Origin of the sequence: Geobacillus sp. FSL K6-3411 (genome assembly GCF_037965715.1) — a bacterium.
Classification (GTDB): Bacteria; Bacillota; Bacilli; order Bacillales; family Anoxybacillaceae; genus Geobacillus; species Geobacillus thermodenitrificans.
The window spans coordinates 2,873,728-2,889,428 of sequence record NZ_CP150187.1 but is presented as its reverse complement, the minus strand read 5'-3'; the positions used below and the strand labels follow the sequence as shown (position 1 = coordinate 2,889,428).

Genomic DNA, 15,701 nt, shown 5'->3' with positions numbered 1-15,701 from the left:
TTTTTAGTGCTCTGAACCGGTCTCACCACGTTTCCTCGTGAGCATAAGTGGAGGATGCATCCGTGCCCTCACCAACTTTCGGACGCACGGGGATGGCTTGGCTGACAGCCGGCTGTGAGGCGGGTATTCCTAAGAACCTCCCACTTCTAAGCGTAAACGTCGATGGGAGAGCGTTCCATCCTTTCCGGCCGATGAAGAAAATGGTACACTAATGAATAAGGGGGGAGAGGAACATGGAACAATTACAAGTTGGACAAGTGACATTGACATGGTTGAACGGAGGCGTTACTCATCTTGACGGCGGGGCGATGTTCGGTGTCGTTCCGAAACCGCTTTGGTCGAAAAAATATCCGCCGAATGACCAAAACCAAATTGAGCTGCGCACGGATCCCATTTTGGTGGAGGCTGGCGGCAAACGTCTGCTCATTGAATCCGGCATCGGCAACGGCAAACTGACCGATAAACAAAAGCGCAATTTCGGCGTCACCGAGGAATCGTCGCTTGACGAGTCGCTCGCTGCGCTGGGGCTGACGCGCGGCGATATTGACATCGTCATCATGACCCATCTTCATTTTGACCATGCGTGCGGGTTGACGGTTTGGGAAGACGGGCGGCTTGTGCCGGCGTTTCCGCGCGCAGCGATCATCACTTCGGACGTGGAGTGGGAGGAAATGCGCGCTCCAAACATCCGCTCGCGCAATACGTATTGGAAAGAAAACTGGGAGCCGATTGCTGAACAGGTCATTCCGTTTACGAAAGAAACGGAAGTCGTCTCCGGTATCCGCCTCATACATACCGGCGGTCATAGCGCCGGCCATGCGATTGTGTTGATCGAATCGGATGGGGAGATGGCCATCCACCTCGGCGATTTGCTCGGCACACATGCGCATCAAAACGTCCTTTGGGTGATGGCGTATGATGATTACCCGATGGACTCGATTTTCGCCAAACAGCGGTGGCTTCCGTACGGCATCGAGCGGAACGCTTGGTTTACGTTTTATCATGATGCCTATTACCGCGCTGTCAAATGGCGGGAAGACGGAACGATCGCAGAGCAAGTGAAGCGAAACCGGCCGACGCTATAGCGGTTTCGTGTCGACGATGGTGCCGGTGTACGCGTTCACCCAAAACTCGTCATCCCTGTCATCACGGCAAATGCCGCCGCGGTAGACGGTGTATGTCAACCCGTTTTTCTCATAGCGCTCCGGAGCGGATTGAATCCATGAACCACGGATCGGGCGCGTCCCGCTGAGCGATTGCTTCGCCATCGCCAGCGCTTTTTCCGGGGGGAGAAGTGCGGGCCGTGACGCGGCGCGGATGGCGCAGACAGCAGCGGCACCGACGGCAACGCCAACAAGCCATTTTTTCCAAGCCATGCGTTTGTTCCTCCTTTTGCCTTGATACGGATTAGTATAGCCGATTTTGACGGAAGATGTAAGCAGAGCGGAAAAACAGAAGGCAATGAATGAAAAGAAAGGGAGAACCGTGATGAACGTAGAAACGCTGCAACTGTTTCAAACGTTGACCGAACTGCCAGGGGCGCCAGGCCATGAGCACGCGGTGCGGCAGTTTATGCGCAAAGAGCTCGCCAAATACGCCGATGAGATCGTGCAAGACCGTCTCGGCAGCATTTTCGGCGTCAAGCGTGGCGATGAGACAGGTCCAACGGTGATGGTCGCTGGCCATATGGACGAGGTCGGATTTATGGTAACGGCGATTACCGATAACGGCATGATTCGCTTTCAAACGCTCGGTAGCTGGTGGAATCAAGTGCTGCTCGCCCAGCGCGTGCAAATTATCACGGACGACGGGCCGGTCATTGGCGTCATCGGCTCGACTCCGCCGCATTTGCTCAATGAGGAGCAGCGCAACAAACCGATGGAACTCAAACATATGCTCATTGACATCGGCGCGGAAAGCCGTGAGGACGCTGAACGGATCGGTATTCGTCCAGGCCAGCCGATCGTGCCGGTCAGCCCGTTCACTCCGCTTGCAAACGGGAAAACGGTGATGGCCAAAGCGTGGGACAACCGGTTTGGCTGCGGGCTTGCCATTGAGCTGTTAAAAGAGCTGAAAGACGAAACCGTGCCAAACGTGTTGTATGCCGGAGCGACGGTCCAAGAGGAAGTCGGGCTGCGCGGGGCGCAGACGGCGGCAACGATGATTAATCCGGATATCTTTTTCGCCCTTGAAGCAAGTCCGGCGAACGATATGTCTGGCGATAAACAGGCGTTTGGCCATATCGGCAAAGGGGCGCTCCTCCGTTTGTACGACCGGACGATGGTGACGCACCGCGGCATGCGCGAGTTCGTGCTCGATACGGCGGAATCGCTTGGTGTGCCATATCAATTTTTCATTTCTCCAGCCGGAGGAACGGACGCCGGCAGAGTCCATATCGCGAACCGCGGTGTGCCGTCGGCAGTGATTGGCCTTTGCGCTCGCTATATTCATACGCATGCGTCGATCATTCATGTCGACGATTATGCGGCGGCCAAACAATTGATCGTCGAGCTTGTGAAACGATGCGACCGGGCGACGGTCGAAGCGATTCGCGCCAACAGCTGATCAAAAGCGAATGGCGGCAAAGAAGCAACACGATGGCGAAAGCTGAACAAGATAAGGGGAGAAGCGGTAGCTTCTCCTTTTCCATGCCAAGGAGGATGAGCAATGAAGACAATCGCAGTCGGAACAAAAAACGAAGCGAAAGTGGCCGCCGTTCGTGCGGTGTTCGGAGGATCGCAATGGCGCATTGTTCCGATTGATGTGCCATCAGGCGTCTCCGCTCAGCCGCTTTCGGACGAGGAAACGCGGCGTGGGGCGATTCAGCGCGCCAAGCGGGCGCTTGAAGCCGCCGAGGCGGAGATCGGCATCGGGCTTGAGGGCGGCGTCATGAACATGGACGGGCAATGGTGGCTTTGTAACTGGGGAGCGCTCGTTGACCGAAACGGCATTACTGTCGCTGTCGGTGGTGCGCGTCTCGCCTTGCCGCCAGACATCGGCGCCGGGCTTGAGGCGGGTCGCGAGCTCGGTGAACTAATGGAGGAATATACAGGGCGGCGGAACATCCGCACCAAAGAGGGGGCGGTCGGTGTGTTTACGAACGGGCGCATCGACCGTGCAGCGATGTTTTCCCACATCGTTCAGCTGTTGGTCGGCCAATACGAATTGTTTTGTCAAAATGGCCCGTTCACGGTATGATAAAGGAGGACAGCTGGCGACGCCATAAAAACAAGGAGGCAGATTGATGAACAGCCGGCAAATGTATGAGACGATCAAGGAACGTCTCAACGCCCATCCGCATTGGACGTTTCACTTTGATGCCAAACATGATACGATGCGAATCGAAGATCACCGCACGAAAAAAGGGGTTACGATCTCGCTTCCCGGCGTGATCGCCAAGTGGCACGAACAAAAAGACGAAGCGGTGCGCGAAATTATTTATTACGTAGAAGAGACACTGAAAACAATGGAAGAAACAGCAACGCTTTCCGGAAACGAACGGAACATTTATCCCGTGATCCGGTCGACGTCGTTTCCGACTGAAACGAAAGAAGGCGTTCCGCTTTTGCACGATGATCATACGGCCGAAACGCGCATTTACTACGCGCTTGATTTAGGTAAAACCTATCGCTTGATTGATGAACAAATGATGGAAAAGGAAAAATGGAACCGCGAGCGGGTGAAGGAAATCGCCCGCTTTAACGTCCGTTCGCTGCCGACGCCGGTGAAAGAAGACCGCGTTGCCGACAACGTGTTTTATTTTGTCAACACGAACGACGGCTATGATGCGAGCCGAATTTTAAACGATGCGTTTTTGGCCGAAATGCATACACGCATGGAAGGAACGATGGCGATAGCCGTTCCTCATCAAGACGTGCTCATTCTTGCTGATTTGCGCAATGACATTGGCTATGATGTGTTGGCGCAAATGACGATGAGCTTTTTTGCCAATGGCCGCGTGCCGATTACGGCATTGTCCTTTTTATATGAAAACGGCAAACTTGAACCGATCTTCATTTTAGGAAAAAAACGGAGAACGTAGCGCACAAGGAGGAGTTAAGCGATGAACGTGTTTTACAATCGGGAAGGGCTCGGTGATGTATTGCTAGTATCGCTAAAGCCGGTGGCGGCTGAGGAGCGAGTGTTTACAAAGCAAGGGGATGTTGTCCGCATCATTTCTGAACGGACAGGCGAGACGGTCGGCTATAATATTTTTTCCGCTTCTTCGTATTATCCGTTTTCTGGCAGCGGTCCGCTTGAAGTGAATGAAGAACTGGTCAATGTCGTGAATGACATTTTGGCGAAAAACGGCTATGAAGAGCGGATTGAAGCCGATTTGTCGCCAAAATTCGTTGTTGGATATGTAAAGGAAAAGGAAAAACACCCGAACGCCGATAAACTGAGTATCTGTCAAGTCGATGTCGGCAACGAAGTGTTGCAAATCGTCTGCGGGGCGCCGAACGTTGCTGCAGGGCAAAAAGTCGTTGTCGCGAAAATCGGCGCGGTCATGCCAAGCGGGCTCGTCATTCAAGAAAGTGAGCTGCGCGGCGTCACCTCGCGCGGCATGATTTGCTCGGCACGCGAACTCGGATTGCCAAACGCCCCGCAAGAAAAAGGGATTCTTGTGCTCTCCGATGAATATGAAGTGGGACAACCGTTCACGTTTTAACGAGTCAATATGGGAGAGCTGGGCGATATTCAGCTTGAACGTCACTGGAACTGACTCCAGTGACGTTTTTTCCGACACTGAATGAATAGAAAGAGTGGAACGATCAATGAAATTTTGGAAACGATGGCTTCGTTTTTTTACAGATGAGGAGGAACACGAACGACCAACCAACAGAGAACGACTAGACCACAGGCCGGAACGCGCCGAGGCGAAAGTCGTGTACCAGTACCCGCAAGGCCGTTTCCGGTTTCCGCTCATTCCAGATGACCATTCCTTAGAGACTAAGAAGACGACAAGGCAAATAGTCGACGAGGAAAGCAGGCTGAAGCCCCCACGTCGCCCATCTGTCGATACAGTGAGAGAAACGTCAGAAAAAAAGCCGTTCCGTCCGTCCGACGTGCCGTCTCCTATTTTTGGGTACCATAACAATAGGGAACAGCGGCAACGACTGACAGAACAAGGAATCATTGCCGCTAGGCGAACGGCAGAAAAAGCGAAGCAACGTCCTGAGGGCTTGTCCGCCGATGGACAAGCGAGCAGCTTGCCAAGTGAACAAGCTCTGTCGTCTCGCTCATCTGATTTCATTAATACCGCGGCGCCGCAGGGGACGTTGGAACAAACGACTCACAGCGCGAAGGGGGGAGCAGCGGCCGACCGGCAGACAGAAAAAGAGACTCAAGTCGATGCCGCAACCGTACAGATCGCAACGCCGGGCGCAGAAAAACGGATGAATGAAATCAGCGAGGGAGAAAATGAGCTTCGCAAAGCGCCGTTCACCGAGACAGCGGCAGAAGCAGAGGAGCTGCCTGTTGAGCCTGTCGAGGAATCACCTGTCCTTGACGAATCGGCATTGACGGAGACGGCAGCGGAAGCGAAGGATCCGTCCGTTGAGTCTGACGAGGGAGAGCTCGCCCTTGGCGAGCCGGCAATCACCGAGATGGCGGCAGAAGCAGAGGAGCAGCCTGTTGAGCTTGTCGAAGAATCGCTCGTCCTTGGTGAACCGGCATTCACCCAAACGGCAGTAGAAGCGAAGGAGCCATCGGCTGATCCTATCGCGGAAGAGTCCGTGCTCGACGAACCATCATTCACGGAGACGGCAGCGGAAGCGAAGGATCCGTCCGTTGAACTTGTCGAGGAAGCCCCTGCTCTTGGCGAATCGGCATTCACTGAAATAGCAAAAGAAGCAGAAGAGCAGATAGAAGGCATTTCGGCAGGGGATGACGATTGCGAAGGGAAAGCAGAAGCGGGGCAGGCAGTAATGAAAGGGACGACATGGACAGAAGCGCCCGTCTCGGAAGAAAAGGAAGTCCCGGAGGCGATGTCTGCGGCCGTGCCGACGAGCGGTGAACCGGCGGCTCCTGAAATGAAAGAGGAACAGGCGCATGCGTCGCTTTGTCAGGCCGCATCCGTCGTTGAACCCGAGAGCGGCTCCCGTGAAGGCGGAGATGAACATGAAAACGGACGGTCAGCGACGCGAGTGCATGAAAACAGATTAACTCAACCGGATGACCGCGACGATGGACAAAAGGAAATGCAAGAGCTGCCGACGGAGAGCGGCAACAGGAATGCACGGGGGACTTCTAAAGAGGCTGAGAGAAGACCGCTTTCCTCTTCGGCACCGGCTAGTGAAAACAGACGGGCGGCTGATCGCCATCGTCCGGAACGAATGCGCATTCCGTACAACGTCATGATGCTAAAGCAAGATCGGCGCAAGCTGGAAGAAAGAGCGGCCCGTCGCTCGAGCGGCTATTCGCTGCCGCCGTTGTCGCTCCTTCAGCCGCCGGGGGAGGCAGCGGCCTGCGATGAACAATGGATTCACGAACAATGCGCCCGTTTGGATCAGACGTTTGAAAGTTTCCATATTGGCGCTAAAGTCGTTCACGCCACACAAGGCCCGACAGTCACGCAGTTTGAAGTGCAGCCCGATTTAGGGGTGAAAGTGAGCAAGATTACAAGTTTGACGGATGATATCAAACTAAGCTTGGCGGCGAGAGATATTCGGATTGAAGCGCCGATTCCGGGAAAACGAACGATCGGTATCGAAGTGCCCAACCCGTCGAGCCGCCCGGTGCAGCTGCGGGAGATTTTAGACAGCAGCGCGTTTCGCGAGCACTGTTCTCCGCTCACGGTCGCACTCGGTCTTGATATTAGCGGAGCGCCGGTTGTGACGGACATCAAAAAAATGCCGCATGGACTCATCGCTGGAGCGACCGGGTCAGGGAAAAGCGTGTGCATGAACGCAATGCTCGTCAGCATGTTGTATAAAGCCGCTCCGCATGAGGTAAAATGGCTGCTTATCGACCCGAAAATGGTCGAATTGGCACCGTACAACGGCTTGCCGCATTTGCTCAGCCCGGTCATTACGGAGGCGAAGGCGGCCGCCGGGGCGCTCAAATGGGCGGTTCGCGAAATGGAGCGGCGGTATGAGCTATTTGTTCATGCGGGCGTGCGTGACATTGAAAAGTATAATGCTTATCTCCGTGCCCAAGGCAGCGGTGAACCGATCCTTCCATACATCGTGATTGTCATTGATGAGTTGGCCGATTTAATGATGGCCGCCCCAGCCGATGTCGAAGAATCGATTTGCCGGTTGGCACAAAAAGCACGGGCATGTGGCATTCACTTATTGATCGCTACCCAGCGGCCGTCGGTTGATGTCATCACCGGTTTGATCAAGGCGAACATTCCAACGCGCATTGCTTTTTCCGTCTCTTCTCAAATTGATTCGCGTACGATTTTGGATGCGAATGGAGCCGAGCGGCTGCTTGGTCGCGGCGATATGCTCTTTTTGGAAAACGGCTCGGCGAAGTCGGTGCGGCTGCAAGGCTGTTTTATTTCTGATGAGGAAATTGAACGGGTGACGGCGTATGTGAAGGCGCAACAAGGCCCTTCCTACATGTTCAGCCCGGACGAGTTTCGGCAGACGGCGGCGTTTAGTGAGGAAGATGATGAATTATTTGACGAAGCGTGTCGGTTTGTCATTGCGCAAGGTGGGGCATCCACATCGAGTTTACAGCGCCATTTCCGCATCGGCTACAACCGCGCCGCCCGGCTTATCGAGATGATGGAGGAGCAAGGACTGATTTCCGAAGCGCGCGGCAGCAAACCGCGTGACGTACTAATGAGTGAAGAAGAATGGACGCGTTGGCGGGAGAGAGGCGCGTTGCAGACGGATGGTTTTTCCTCTTCCGAACAGTAGTGTTTTGCCGACCGGCGTGCTATAATGGGGAAATGAGACAGTTGGTACAGTAGGATGAAATAAATGGCAAAAATAGATAAATATCATATACTGTCTTACAGAGAGACGATGGTTGGAGGGCTTAGCGATGACAGTTTACCATTTTGTTGGCATTAAAGGCACGGGGATGAGCGCGCTCGCGCAAGTGCTTTATGATCTCGGCTATACAGTGCAAGGATCGGACGTAGAAAAATGGTTTTTTACACAAAAGGCACTTGAAGAGCGGGGAATCCCGGTTTTGCCTTTTTCAAAAGATAATGTTCACCCGGGTTATACGGTCATTGCCGGCAATGCATTTCCGGACACGCACGAGGAAATCGAAGCCGCTCGTCAGCTCAGTGTTCCTGTCATTCGGTACCATCGCTTTTTAGGTGAGTTGGCAAGCAAGTTTACGAGTATAGCGGTGACCGGCTCGCACGGAAAGACGACGACGACGGGGCTGCTCGCTCATGTGATGCAAGGGGCGCATCCAACGTCGTATTTAATCGGAGATGGAACGGGAAAAGGGGAGCCGGGGAGCAAATACTTTGTATTTGAAGCGTGTGAATACCGAAGACACTTTCTCTCCTATTTTCCAGATTATGCAATTATCACGAACATTGACTTCGACCACCCAGATTATTTTGCCAATATCGACGACGTCTTTTCTGCTTTCCAGCAGATGGCGCAACAAGTGAAAAAAGGGATTGTCGCTTGTGGGGACGATCCGTATTTGCAAAATATTCAAGCCAAAGTGCCGATCTTGTTTTATGGGCTTGGCGAAGAAAATGATTTTCAGGCGCGCAACATCGTGAAAACGACAGAAGGAACGGCGTTTGACGTATTTGTGCGCAACACGTTTTTCGCCTCGTTTACCATTCCGCGCTTCGGCACTCATAACGTGCTGAATGCGCTCGCGGTCATCGCCCTTTGTCATTACGAGGGAATTGACGCTGGCACGATCGCTGCGCGGCTGCAAACGTTCCAAGGAGTGAAGCGCCGCTTTAGCGAAAAAACGGTCGGGCGCCAAGTGTTAATTGACGATTATGCGCATCATCCGCGCGAAATTATGGCGACATTGGAAGCAGCTAGACAAAAATACCCGGGGCGCGAAGTCGTCGCTATTTTTCAGCCGCACACGTATACGCGGACGCAAACATTTTTGAGTGAGTTTGCCGAAAGCTTGCAGCAGGCCGACTATGTTTATTTGTGCGACATTTTCGGCTCGGCGCGCGAACATCATGGCAAGCTGTCTATTCGGGACTTACAGGAGAAAATCCCGCGCTCGCAGCTGCTTGAGGAGCAAAACGTGTCGGTGTTGAAGCAGCATCGCGATGCAGTGCTTGTGTTTATGGGTGCCGGCGACATTCAAAAGTTTCAACATGCATACGAACAGGCCGTTCTCTCCGCCTGACGGCCGACAGGAAGCAGGCCGTGATCAAGACGGCCTGTTTTTTATGGGAAGACGTTTACTCGTAAACGAAGCAAACGGAATGAGAAATGCGGTTCGTCTTCACTAGAGAAGGTCAGCAAAATTTCTCATTCTCTGCCGTGAATTCGTCGGGAAAGATGAAGGGCTGGGCAGGAAACAGAGGATGGGATGTCGAAGTTTGAAAACGGAGCAGAACGGGTATAAAGAAGGACGAAATGCTTCAACAGGCAAGGGGGAAACAAGGTGGAATGGCTTTTGTATGCGAGCGCCGCGCTCATCGCTGTCGCTTTTTTGCTTCTTGCGGTTTACATAGCGAGAACGCTCATTGTTTTGCAGGAGACGCTGCGCCGGCTGACAGCAGCAGTCAACCATGCCGATGAACAAGTGCAGACGGTTGGGAAAGAAGTGACCCAGCTTCTCCATACGGCTAATAGCATCGCCGGTGATATGCAAAACAAGGCAGAAAAGTTAAACAATACGATCGAGGCGGTGAATGAAATCGGCGGCACCGTCCGATCGCTAAACCGCGCACTTCAGCAGACGGCAGCTGCGCTGTCGGCGAGGGCGAGCCAAGGGCAAGAAAAGTGGGCGAAAGCGCTGCGCTGGGCAAATGTTTTGCTTGATATATGGGAAAAATGGAGAGAAAGAGAACAACTGCGAGAAAAGGAGGGTATACGAAATGGCCAAAAATAATGGCGGATTTTTGCTTGGAGCGCTTGTCGGCGGCATCGCCGGCGCGGCTGCTGCGATGTTTTTGACGAGTGAAAAAGGGCGGAAGTGGCTGAACGACTTGAACAACAACGAGACATGGGAGCCGGTGAAAACGACAGCTACCGAATGGTTCGAGACGGCCAAAGAGAAAACGAAGGAAATCGCCAACTTCATCCCGCTGAAAACGGCTGAAGCGCCAGCTGGCGGGGAAAACATCGAAGAAACGACGATCCCGATTCCACCATCGGCAGATGAGACAGACCGCGAAACGCTCCAAAAGCTGCTTGAAGAAGCGGAAGCAGCGCTGGATGATGCTGAGCAAAACATGTCATACCGAAGAGAAATGGAGTGAAGATGGTGGGAATGGAGAAACTGGAGGCGATCGAACAGTTTGATCGCGTTATGCAAGAAATGGATCGCTTTTTATTCGTCAAACATAGCTTAACATGTCCGATTAGTCAAGCGGCGTTCCGTGAGTGTGAGAAGTTTGCCGCCGACCATCCGGAGCTGGCCGTCTATTGCCTATACGTTCAAGAGGCGCGCCCGCTTTCCAACTATATCGCGGAGCGAACGGGCGTTAAGCATGAGTCGCCGCAAGTGCTGCTGTTTGAAAACGGCCAAGTGGTTTGGCATACATCCCATTGGAAGATTACGTACGATGCGTTAAAAGCGCACACGGTCACCGCATAACCGCCTGCCTAGCGGGCGGTTTTTGCCAACCTTCTCGCTTTATCGCTTAAAAGCGTTTAATCAAAAAAGCATTTTTTTCGTGACAACTGGGGTTTCATCCATTATAATAAAGACTAATTACAAAACTTAACCGTTCTGTCTCCGGATGAGGGGAAGCGCCTGACGTGCGGCTTGCCATCGTCCTGTAGGCGAGACTAGGAGAACGAAACATCGCACGATATTTGGCGAAAGGATGGGGGAAGCATGAGCAACGAGAGATTAGATGAGCTGCGGGCGAGAGTCGACGAAATCAACTTGCAACTGTTGAAACTGATCAATGAACGGGGACGGCTCGTCCAAGAGATCGGGAAAATTAAAGAAGCGCAAGGAACGCATCGCTACGACCCGGTGCGCGAGCGGAAAATGCTTGATTTGATTTCCGAGCATAACGATGGACCGTTTGAAACGTCGACGCTGCAGCATATTTTCAAGGAAATTTTTAAAGCGGCGCTTGAGCTGCAAGAAGATGATCACCGGAAAGCGCTGCTCGTCTCACGGAAAAAACATCCGGAAAACACGATCGTCGAAGTGAAAGGCGAACGGATCGGCGACGGCAATCAATATTTCGTCATGGGACCTTGTGCGGTAGAAAGCTACGAACAGGTGGCTGCGGTCGCCGAAGCGGTGAAAAAACAAGGCGTGAAGTTGCTGCGTGGCGGCGCGTACAAACCGCGTACTTCGCCATATGACTTCCAAGGGCTTGGCGTCGAAGGACTGAAAATTTTGAAACGGATCGCCGATGAATTTGATTTGGCGGTCATTAGCGAAATCGTCACTCCGGCGGATATTGAGACCGCCTTGGATTATATTGATGTGATTCAAATTGGTGCGCGCAACATGCAAAACTTTGAGCTGCTGAAAGCGGCTGGTCAAGTGAATAAGCCAGTTTTGCTGAAGCGCGGTTTAGCAGCGACGATTGAAGAATTCATTAACGCTGCTGAATACATTATGTCGCAAGGCAATGGGCAAATCATTTTGTGTGAGCGCGGCATCCGCACGTATGAACGGGCGACGCGCAATACGCTCGACATTTCAGCGGTGCCGATCTTAAAGAAAGAAACGCACTTGCCGGTGTTTGTCGATGTCACCCATTCGACCGGGCGTCGTGATCTTCTCATTCCGTGCGCCAAAGCGGCGTTGGCGATCGGCGCTGACGGCGTCATGGCCGAAGTGCATCCGGATCCGGCCGTCGCTTTGTCCGACTCCGCTCAACAAATGGATATTGCCCAATTCAACGAATTCATGGAAGAAGTTCGCGCTTTCCAACGCCAGTTTGTTCAAGCGTAAATCAGCCTCCCCTTTGGTTTCGGCCGAAGGGGATTTTTATCGTCTGCTGTGTGGCGGTGAAGGGGGGCAGCGTTAGGGGAGGGGCTATTGCCTAGCGTCTGATGCGCATCGTGGAGAAGAGGTGTGAATATCGCAGCGGTTTGGGGCATAAAAGCGACAACTCAAGATGCGTGCATGCTCAACAGAAACGTCGATTAGAAGCGGGGCAGTCGAAAAGCAGCCCCCGTTTTGTGTGTGAACACATGGGCGGCTGAGACGTGCTCGCTTTTCTTTCATTTTTGCGATGAAATTTGCTTTTTATCGAGATTGTTCAAACGCTTTTTGGGTAAACTATCCATGAACGGTTTGTGAACAAAACAGCAAAATCATTGCCATTTCGTTGCGAGTTGGAGATAATGTATCGTATGATAGTTGTACATATATATATCGGAACTCTGGTAGGTTACCGGATTGAGTAAAAAGGAGTGAACGGAATGACCGTAACGATTTATGATGTGGCGCGAGAGGCGAACGTCTCGATGGCGACGGTCTCGCGCGTTGTGAACGGCAACCCGAACGTCAAGCCGTCAACAAGAAAAAAAGTATTGGAAGCGATTGAGCGGCTCGGCTATCGTCCGAATGCAGTCGCTCGCGGCCTCGCTAGCAAAAAAACAACGACGGTCGGGGTGATCATCCCGGATATTTCGAGCATCTTCTTTGCTGAGTTGGCACGCGGCATTGAAGATATTGCGACAATGTATAAATACAACATTATTTTAAGCAACTCCGACCAAAACAAAGACAAAGAGCTGCATTTGCTTAATACGATGCTTGCAAAGCAAGTAGACGGCATTTTGTTTATGGGTGGGACGATCACCGAGGAGCACGTCGCCGAGTTTCAAAAATCGTCTGTGCCGATCGTGCTTGCCGCAACGATAGAGCCAAACGAGACGATTCCATCAGTCAACATTGACTACGAGCAGGCGGCGTTTGAAGCCGTGACGTATTTGCTCGAAAGAGGAAATCGTCGCGTGGCGTATGTCACCGGTCCGACCGACGATCCGATCAACCAGCGGAAACTGGCCGGCTATCGTCGTGCGCTTGAGGAGCACGGAGTGCCGTACGACGAAGAACTCGTTGTTGAAGGCGACAACTCATATGATTCCGGTTTAGAAGCATATGAAAAAATTGCTGAGCTCGCCGAGCGGCCGACGGCGGTATTTGCCGGCACGGACGAAATGGCGCTCGGCATCATCCATAGCGCCCAAGATCAAGGGGTGCGTGTGCCGGATGAGCTCGAAGTCGTCGGCTTTGACAACACAAGGCTGGCGACGATGGTGCGGCCGCGGCTGACGACCGTCGTGCAGCCGATGTATGACATCGGCGCGGTGGCGATGCGGTTGCTGACGAAATATATGAACAAGGAACACGTCGACAACCATATCGTCGTCTTGCCGCATCGGTTGGAAGTGCGCGAGTCGACGAAATAAACAACAAGAAAAAGCGCCCGGATGGGCGCTTTTTTAATTGTCTTGTGAGCAGAAAAAACGGGTGAAAAACTGCCACATCATGAAGCTGCTCCACGAGCACAGTAGGCAAAGATGAGGCTGGCGGGAAGACGAGATGAACGATTGTGAAGTTTCTCGGTTTGAAAACACATGGCATTGGGCTATGTGTCCACTTCTTGAAGCAAAATAAGAGGAGGTGCTTTCTCTGCACCGCCTCTTGTTTGGCCAATGGAAACCGCGAATCCCCGCACGTCTGTAGCAGGAAGTAAGGATCAAGTGCCCGCGCGCCGCTGGCTGCGGATGAAATACAACGCTTTTTCCACCGTCTGGGCATTTTTTTCGCTAATTTCCGCTTTGCGTGGGATCGGTGCATACAAATTGTCCGGATCGTCCCATTCGAGCGGCAAGGAGACCGGGGAAAGTGGCTGCCATCGCTCGCGCCAAGCGGCCGGCAGAGGGCCAGAAATATCGGATTGTTCCGTCATTTCTAACCAAAGAAGCGCCCATGCCCGTGGGACAACGCGCCAAATGTCGTAGCCACCGCCGCCGACGGCGATCCAGCGCCCGCCGCAATATTCATGGGCGATTTGGTGGGCGAGCTTCGGAATGGCGCGATACGTTTTCATCGTTACCGACAAATGGGTAAGCGGATCGTAATAATGGGCATCCACCCCATTTTGCGTCACGATGACATCGGGGCGGAAAAAGTCAGCGATTTCCCGGAGTGCCATCGTGTAGGCATAAAGCCATGACTCGTCTTCTGTAAAGGCGTCGACCGGAATGTTGAACGAATAGCCGTAACCCGCTCCATGGCCACGTTCATTGACATTTCCTGTCCCCGGAAACAAGTAGCGGCCTGTCTCATGAATGGAGAACGTGCAGACGTTTGGATCGTCATAAAACGCCCATTGCACCCCATCGCCATGGTGGGCGTCGGTGTCGACATACAAGACGCGCAATCCGTATTTTTCGCGAATGTATTGAATGGCGACCGCGCTGTCATTGTAGACGCAAAAGCCCGACGCCTTGCCACGGAATCCATGATGTAAGCCGCCGCCAAGGTTGAGCGCATGGTCGGCCTGTCCAGATAAGACGTAATCCACAGCCGTCAGCGTGCTGCCAACAAGGAGGGCGCTCGCCTCATGCATGTTCGGAAATATCGGCGTGTCTTCGGTGCCGAGGCCGTAGTTTGCCGCGGCGGTTTCCGAAAGCTCGCCGCGCCCGGCTGCCTTGACCGCTTCGATGTATGCCCGATCGTGGATGAGGGTCAGCTCCTCATCCGTCGCCATGCGCGGAGGGACGACGTGACGGTCGTCCAACGCGCCGATGGTTCGCAATAAATCGTAGGTCAGCTTGACCCGCAGCTGGTTAAACGGGTGGTCATCATGAAACTTATAACGGAGAAATTGTTCGCTATAAACAAATACGCACTTGTCGCTCATGATGTAACCCCCGGCAAGTTCGGCCATAACACCGTATAACCAGCCTTTTTCAAATCATGGATTAAGTTGATCGGGTTCATCGTTTGCACGCGAAACACTAAGATTTTATAGTTAGGGTCGCTGTCTGGATAAAGAAGGACGCTGGCGATATTGACGTGGCGGTTGGAGATGATGCTTGCCGCCTTGCTCAACATGCCGGCTTCGTTCGGCACTTTGATTTCGATTTGCGACCCAGGCTGGTGGGCGCCGGTCAGCTGAATGAGCGTGTGCAATAAATCTGTTTCGGTTATAATGCCAACGAGCTTACCCCCGTTGACGATCGGCAGGCAGCCGATCCGGTGCTCGTAAAAGAGTGCGGCGACTTCTTCGACGAAATCGAGCGGGTGGCCGACGATGATGTCTGTTTTCATAATGGTGCTGACCGGTTTTTGCAAGTCTTCAAGATGTTGGTGAAGATGAAAAATCGATGGGCTGGCGTCGCGCAAATCGCGGTCTGTCACAAGGCCGATTAAATGTCCTTCCTCGTCGATGACCGGGAGATGGCGGATGCGATGATGGCGAAGCAACTGCAGCGCTTCGGCGATCGTATTCGTGGCACGGAGCGTGATCACCGATGTTTTCATGACTTGTTCAACAATCATATGTCTCCCCTCCCCTTTGTGTAGGTATTGTCAAAAGTTTATCCTCCACACTCACTGTTTTTCATTGAGTTTCAACGGTGAGAATA

At 53.0% G+C, this 15,701-nt stretch carries 15 protein-coding genes; 12 read left to right on the top strand and 3 right to left on the bottom strand.

What is annotated here, in order from left to right:
• Positions 1-233: 233 nt before the first annotated feature.
• Positions 234-1,085, top strand: coding sequence for an MBL fold metallo-hydrolase (locus NSQ22_RS14655; RefSeq protein WP_008880927.1), 852 nt, complete (start codon positions 234-236; stop codon positions 1,083-1,085).
• Here the strand turns inward: NSQ22_RS14655 and NSQ22_RS14650 are convergent.
• The gene (locus tag NSQ22_RS14650) at positions 1,080-1,376 is read right to left on the bottom strand and encodes a PepSY domain-containing protein (RefSeq protein ID WP_011887994.1); all 297 of its coding nucleotides are present in this window, start codon (positions 1,374-1,376) and stop codon (positions 1,080-1,082) included. The genes NSQ22_RS14655 and NSQ22_RS14650 overlap by 6 nt on opposite strands.
• Before the next feature lie 112 nt (positions 1,377-1,488).
• On the opposite strand from NSQ22_RS14650, the gene NSQ22_RS14645 reads away from it, so the two are divergent.
• From NSQ22_RS14645 to ccpA, 11 genes are all read left to right on the top strand, one after another.
• Entirely contained in the window at positions 1,489-2,565 is a 1,077-nt protein-coding gene (locus tag NSQ22_RS14645) for a M42 family metallopeptidase (RefSeq protein ID WP_008880925.1), read from the top strand.
• A 102-nt stretch (positions 2,566-2,667) separates the two neighbouring features.
• Positions 2,668-3,198, top strand: a complete 531-nt coding sequence (locus NSQ22_RS14640) for a DUF84 family protein (RefSeq protein WP_081157201.1) — start codon at positions 2,668-2,670, stop codon at positions 3,196-3,198.
• A 46-nt stretch (positions 3,199-3,244) separates the two neighbouring features.
• Positions 3,245-4,042 carry a DUF1444 domain-containing protein gene (locus NSQ22_RS14635; RefSeq protein ID WP_008880923.1) on the top strand — a complete coding sequence of 266 codons (798 nt, stop codon included), beginning with the start codon at positions 3,245-3,247 and terminating at the stop codon, positions 4,040-4,042.
• A gap of 21 nt (positions 4,043-4,063) precedes the next feature.
• Positions 4,064-4,669, top strand: a complete 606-nt coding sequence (gene ytpR / locus NSQ22_RS14630; protein WP_008880922.1) for a YtpR family tRNA-binding protein — start codon at positions 4,064-4,066, stop codon at positions 4,667-4,669.
• 106 nt (positions 4,670-4,775) lie between these two features.
• Entirely contained in the window at positions 4,776-7,868 is a 3,093-nt protein-coding gene (locus NSQ22_RS14625; protein WP_081157202.1) for a DNA translocase FtsK, read from the top strand.
• Between the two features lie 127 nt (positions 7,869-7,995).
• Positions 7,996-9,300, top strand: a complete 1,305-nt coding sequence (murC, locus tag NSQ22_RS14620; RefSeq protein WP_008880920.1) for a UDP-N-acetylmuramate--L-alanine ligase — start codon at positions 7,996-7,998, stop codon at positions 9,298-9,300.
• A gap of 261 nt (positions 9,301-9,561) precedes the next feature.
• A complete protein-coding gene (locus NSQ22_RS14615) occupies positions 9,562-10,011 on the top strand; it encodes a DUF948 domain-containing protein (RefSeq protein ID WP_008880919.1) in 450 nt (149 codons plus the stop codon).
• Positions 9,998-10,381 carry a YtxH domain-containing protein gene (locus NSQ22_RS14610; protein ID WP_008880918.1) on the top strand — a complete coding sequence of 128 codons (384 nt, stop codon included), beginning with the start codon at positions 9,998-10,000 and terminating at the stop codon, positions 10,379-10,381. The genes NSQ22_RS14615 and NSQ22_RS14610 overlap by 14 nt, the downstream gene beginning before the upstream one ends.
• A 5-nt stretch (positions 10,382-10,386) precedes the next feature.
• The gene (gene ytxJ / locus NSQ22_RS14605) at positions 10,387-10,719 is read left to right on the top strand and encodes a bacillithiol system redox-active protein YtxJ (RefSeq protein ID WP_029760596.1); all 333 of its coding nucleotides are present in this window, start codon (positions 10,387-10,389) and stop codon (positions 10,717-10,719) included.
• A gap of 243 nt (positions 10,720-10,962) precedes the next feature.
• Positions 10,963-12,045: a bifunctional 3-deoxy-7-phosphoheptulonate synthase/chorismate mutase gene (locus NSQ22_RS14600; RefSeq protein ID WP_008880916.1), complete on the top strand. Its 1,083-nt coding sequence runs from the start codon at positions 10,963-10,965 to the stop codon at positions 12,043-12,045.
• 473 nt (positions 12,046-12,518) lie between these two features.
• On the top strand, positions 12,519-13,514 hold the full coding sequence (gene ccpA, locus NSQ22_RS14595; RefSeq protein ID WP_011887988.1) for a catabolite control protein A: 996 nt from the start codon (positions 12,519-12,521) through the stop codon (positions 13,512-13,514).
• Between the two features lie 290 nt (positions 13,515-13,804).
• Here ccpA and NSQ22_RS14590 read toward each other — a convergent pair whose 3' ends face one another.
• Together NSQ22_RS14590 and NSQ22_RS14585 are read right to left on the bottom strand one after the other, a co-directional pair.
• Positions 13,805-14,974 carry an acetoin utilization protein AcuC gene (locus NSQ22_RS14590; protein WP_008880914.1) on the bottom strand — a complete coding sequence of 390 codons (1,170 nt, stop codon included), beginning with the start codon at positions 14,972-14,974 and terminating at the stop codon, positions 13,805-13,807.
• A complete protein-coding gene (locus NSQ22_RS14585; protein WP_008880913.1) occupies positions 14,971-15,615 on the bottom strand; it encodes an acetoin utilization AcuB family protein in 645 nt (214 codons plus the stop codon). The genes NSQ22_RS14590 and NSQ22_RS14585 overlap by 4 nt, the downstream gene beginning before the upstream one ends.
• Positions 15,616-15,701: the final 86 nt, after the last annotated feature.

Bases quoted from the DNA above. Each gene is read 5' to 3' on its own strand.
- NSQ22_RS14655 (WP_008880927.1), top strand. From the start codon at position 234: ATGGAACAATTACAAGTTGGACAAGTGACATTGACATGGTTGAACGGA.
- NSQ22_RS14650 (WP_011887994.1), bottom strand. From the start codon at position 1,376: ATGGCTTGGAAAAAATGGCTTGTTGGCGTTGCCGTCGGTGCCGCTGCT.
- NSQ22_RS14645 (WP_008880925.1), top strand. From the start codon at position 1,489: ATGAACGTAGAAACGCTGCAACTGTTTCAAACGTTGACCGAACTGCCA.
- NSQ22_RS14640 (WP_081157201.1), top strand. From the start codon at position 2,668: ATGAAGACAATCGCAGTCGGAACAAAAAACGAAGCGAAAGTGGCCGCC.
- NSQ22_RS14635 (WP_008880923.1), top strand. From the start codon at position 3,245: ATGAACAGCCGGCAAATGTATGAGACGATCAAGGAACGTCTCAACGCC.
- ytpR (WP_008880922.1), top strand. From the start codon at position 4,064: ATGAACGTGTTTTACAATCGGGAAGGGCTCGGTGATGTATTGCTAGTA.
- NSQ22_RS14625 (WP_081157202.1), top strand. From the start codon at position 4,776: ATGAAATTTTGGAAACGATGGCTTCGTTTTTTTACAGATGAGGAGGAA.
- murC (WP_008880920.1), top strand. From the start codon at position 7,996: ATGACAGTTTACCATTTTGTTGGCATTAAAGGCACGGGGATGAGCGCG.
- NSQ22_RS14610 (WP_008880918.1), top strand. From the start codon at position 9,998: ATGGCCAAAAATAATGGCGGATTTTTGCTTGGAGCGCTTGTCGGCGGC.
- NSQ22_RS14600 (WP_008880916.1), top strand. From the start codon at position 10,963: ATGAGCAACGAGAGATTAGATGAGCTGCGGGCGAGAGTCGACGAAATC.
- ccpA (WP_011887988.1), top strand. From the start codon at position 12,519: ATGACCGTAACGATTTATGATGTGGCGCGAGAGGCGAACGTCTCGATG.
- NSQ22_RS14590 (WP_008880914.1), bottom strand. From the start codon at position 14,974: ATGAGCGACAAGTGCGTATTTGTTTATAGCGAACAATTTCTCCGTTAT.
- NSQ22_RS14585 (WP_008880913.1), bottom strand. From the start codon at position 15,615: ATGATTGTTGAACAAGTCATGAAAACATCGGTGATCACGCTCCGTGCC.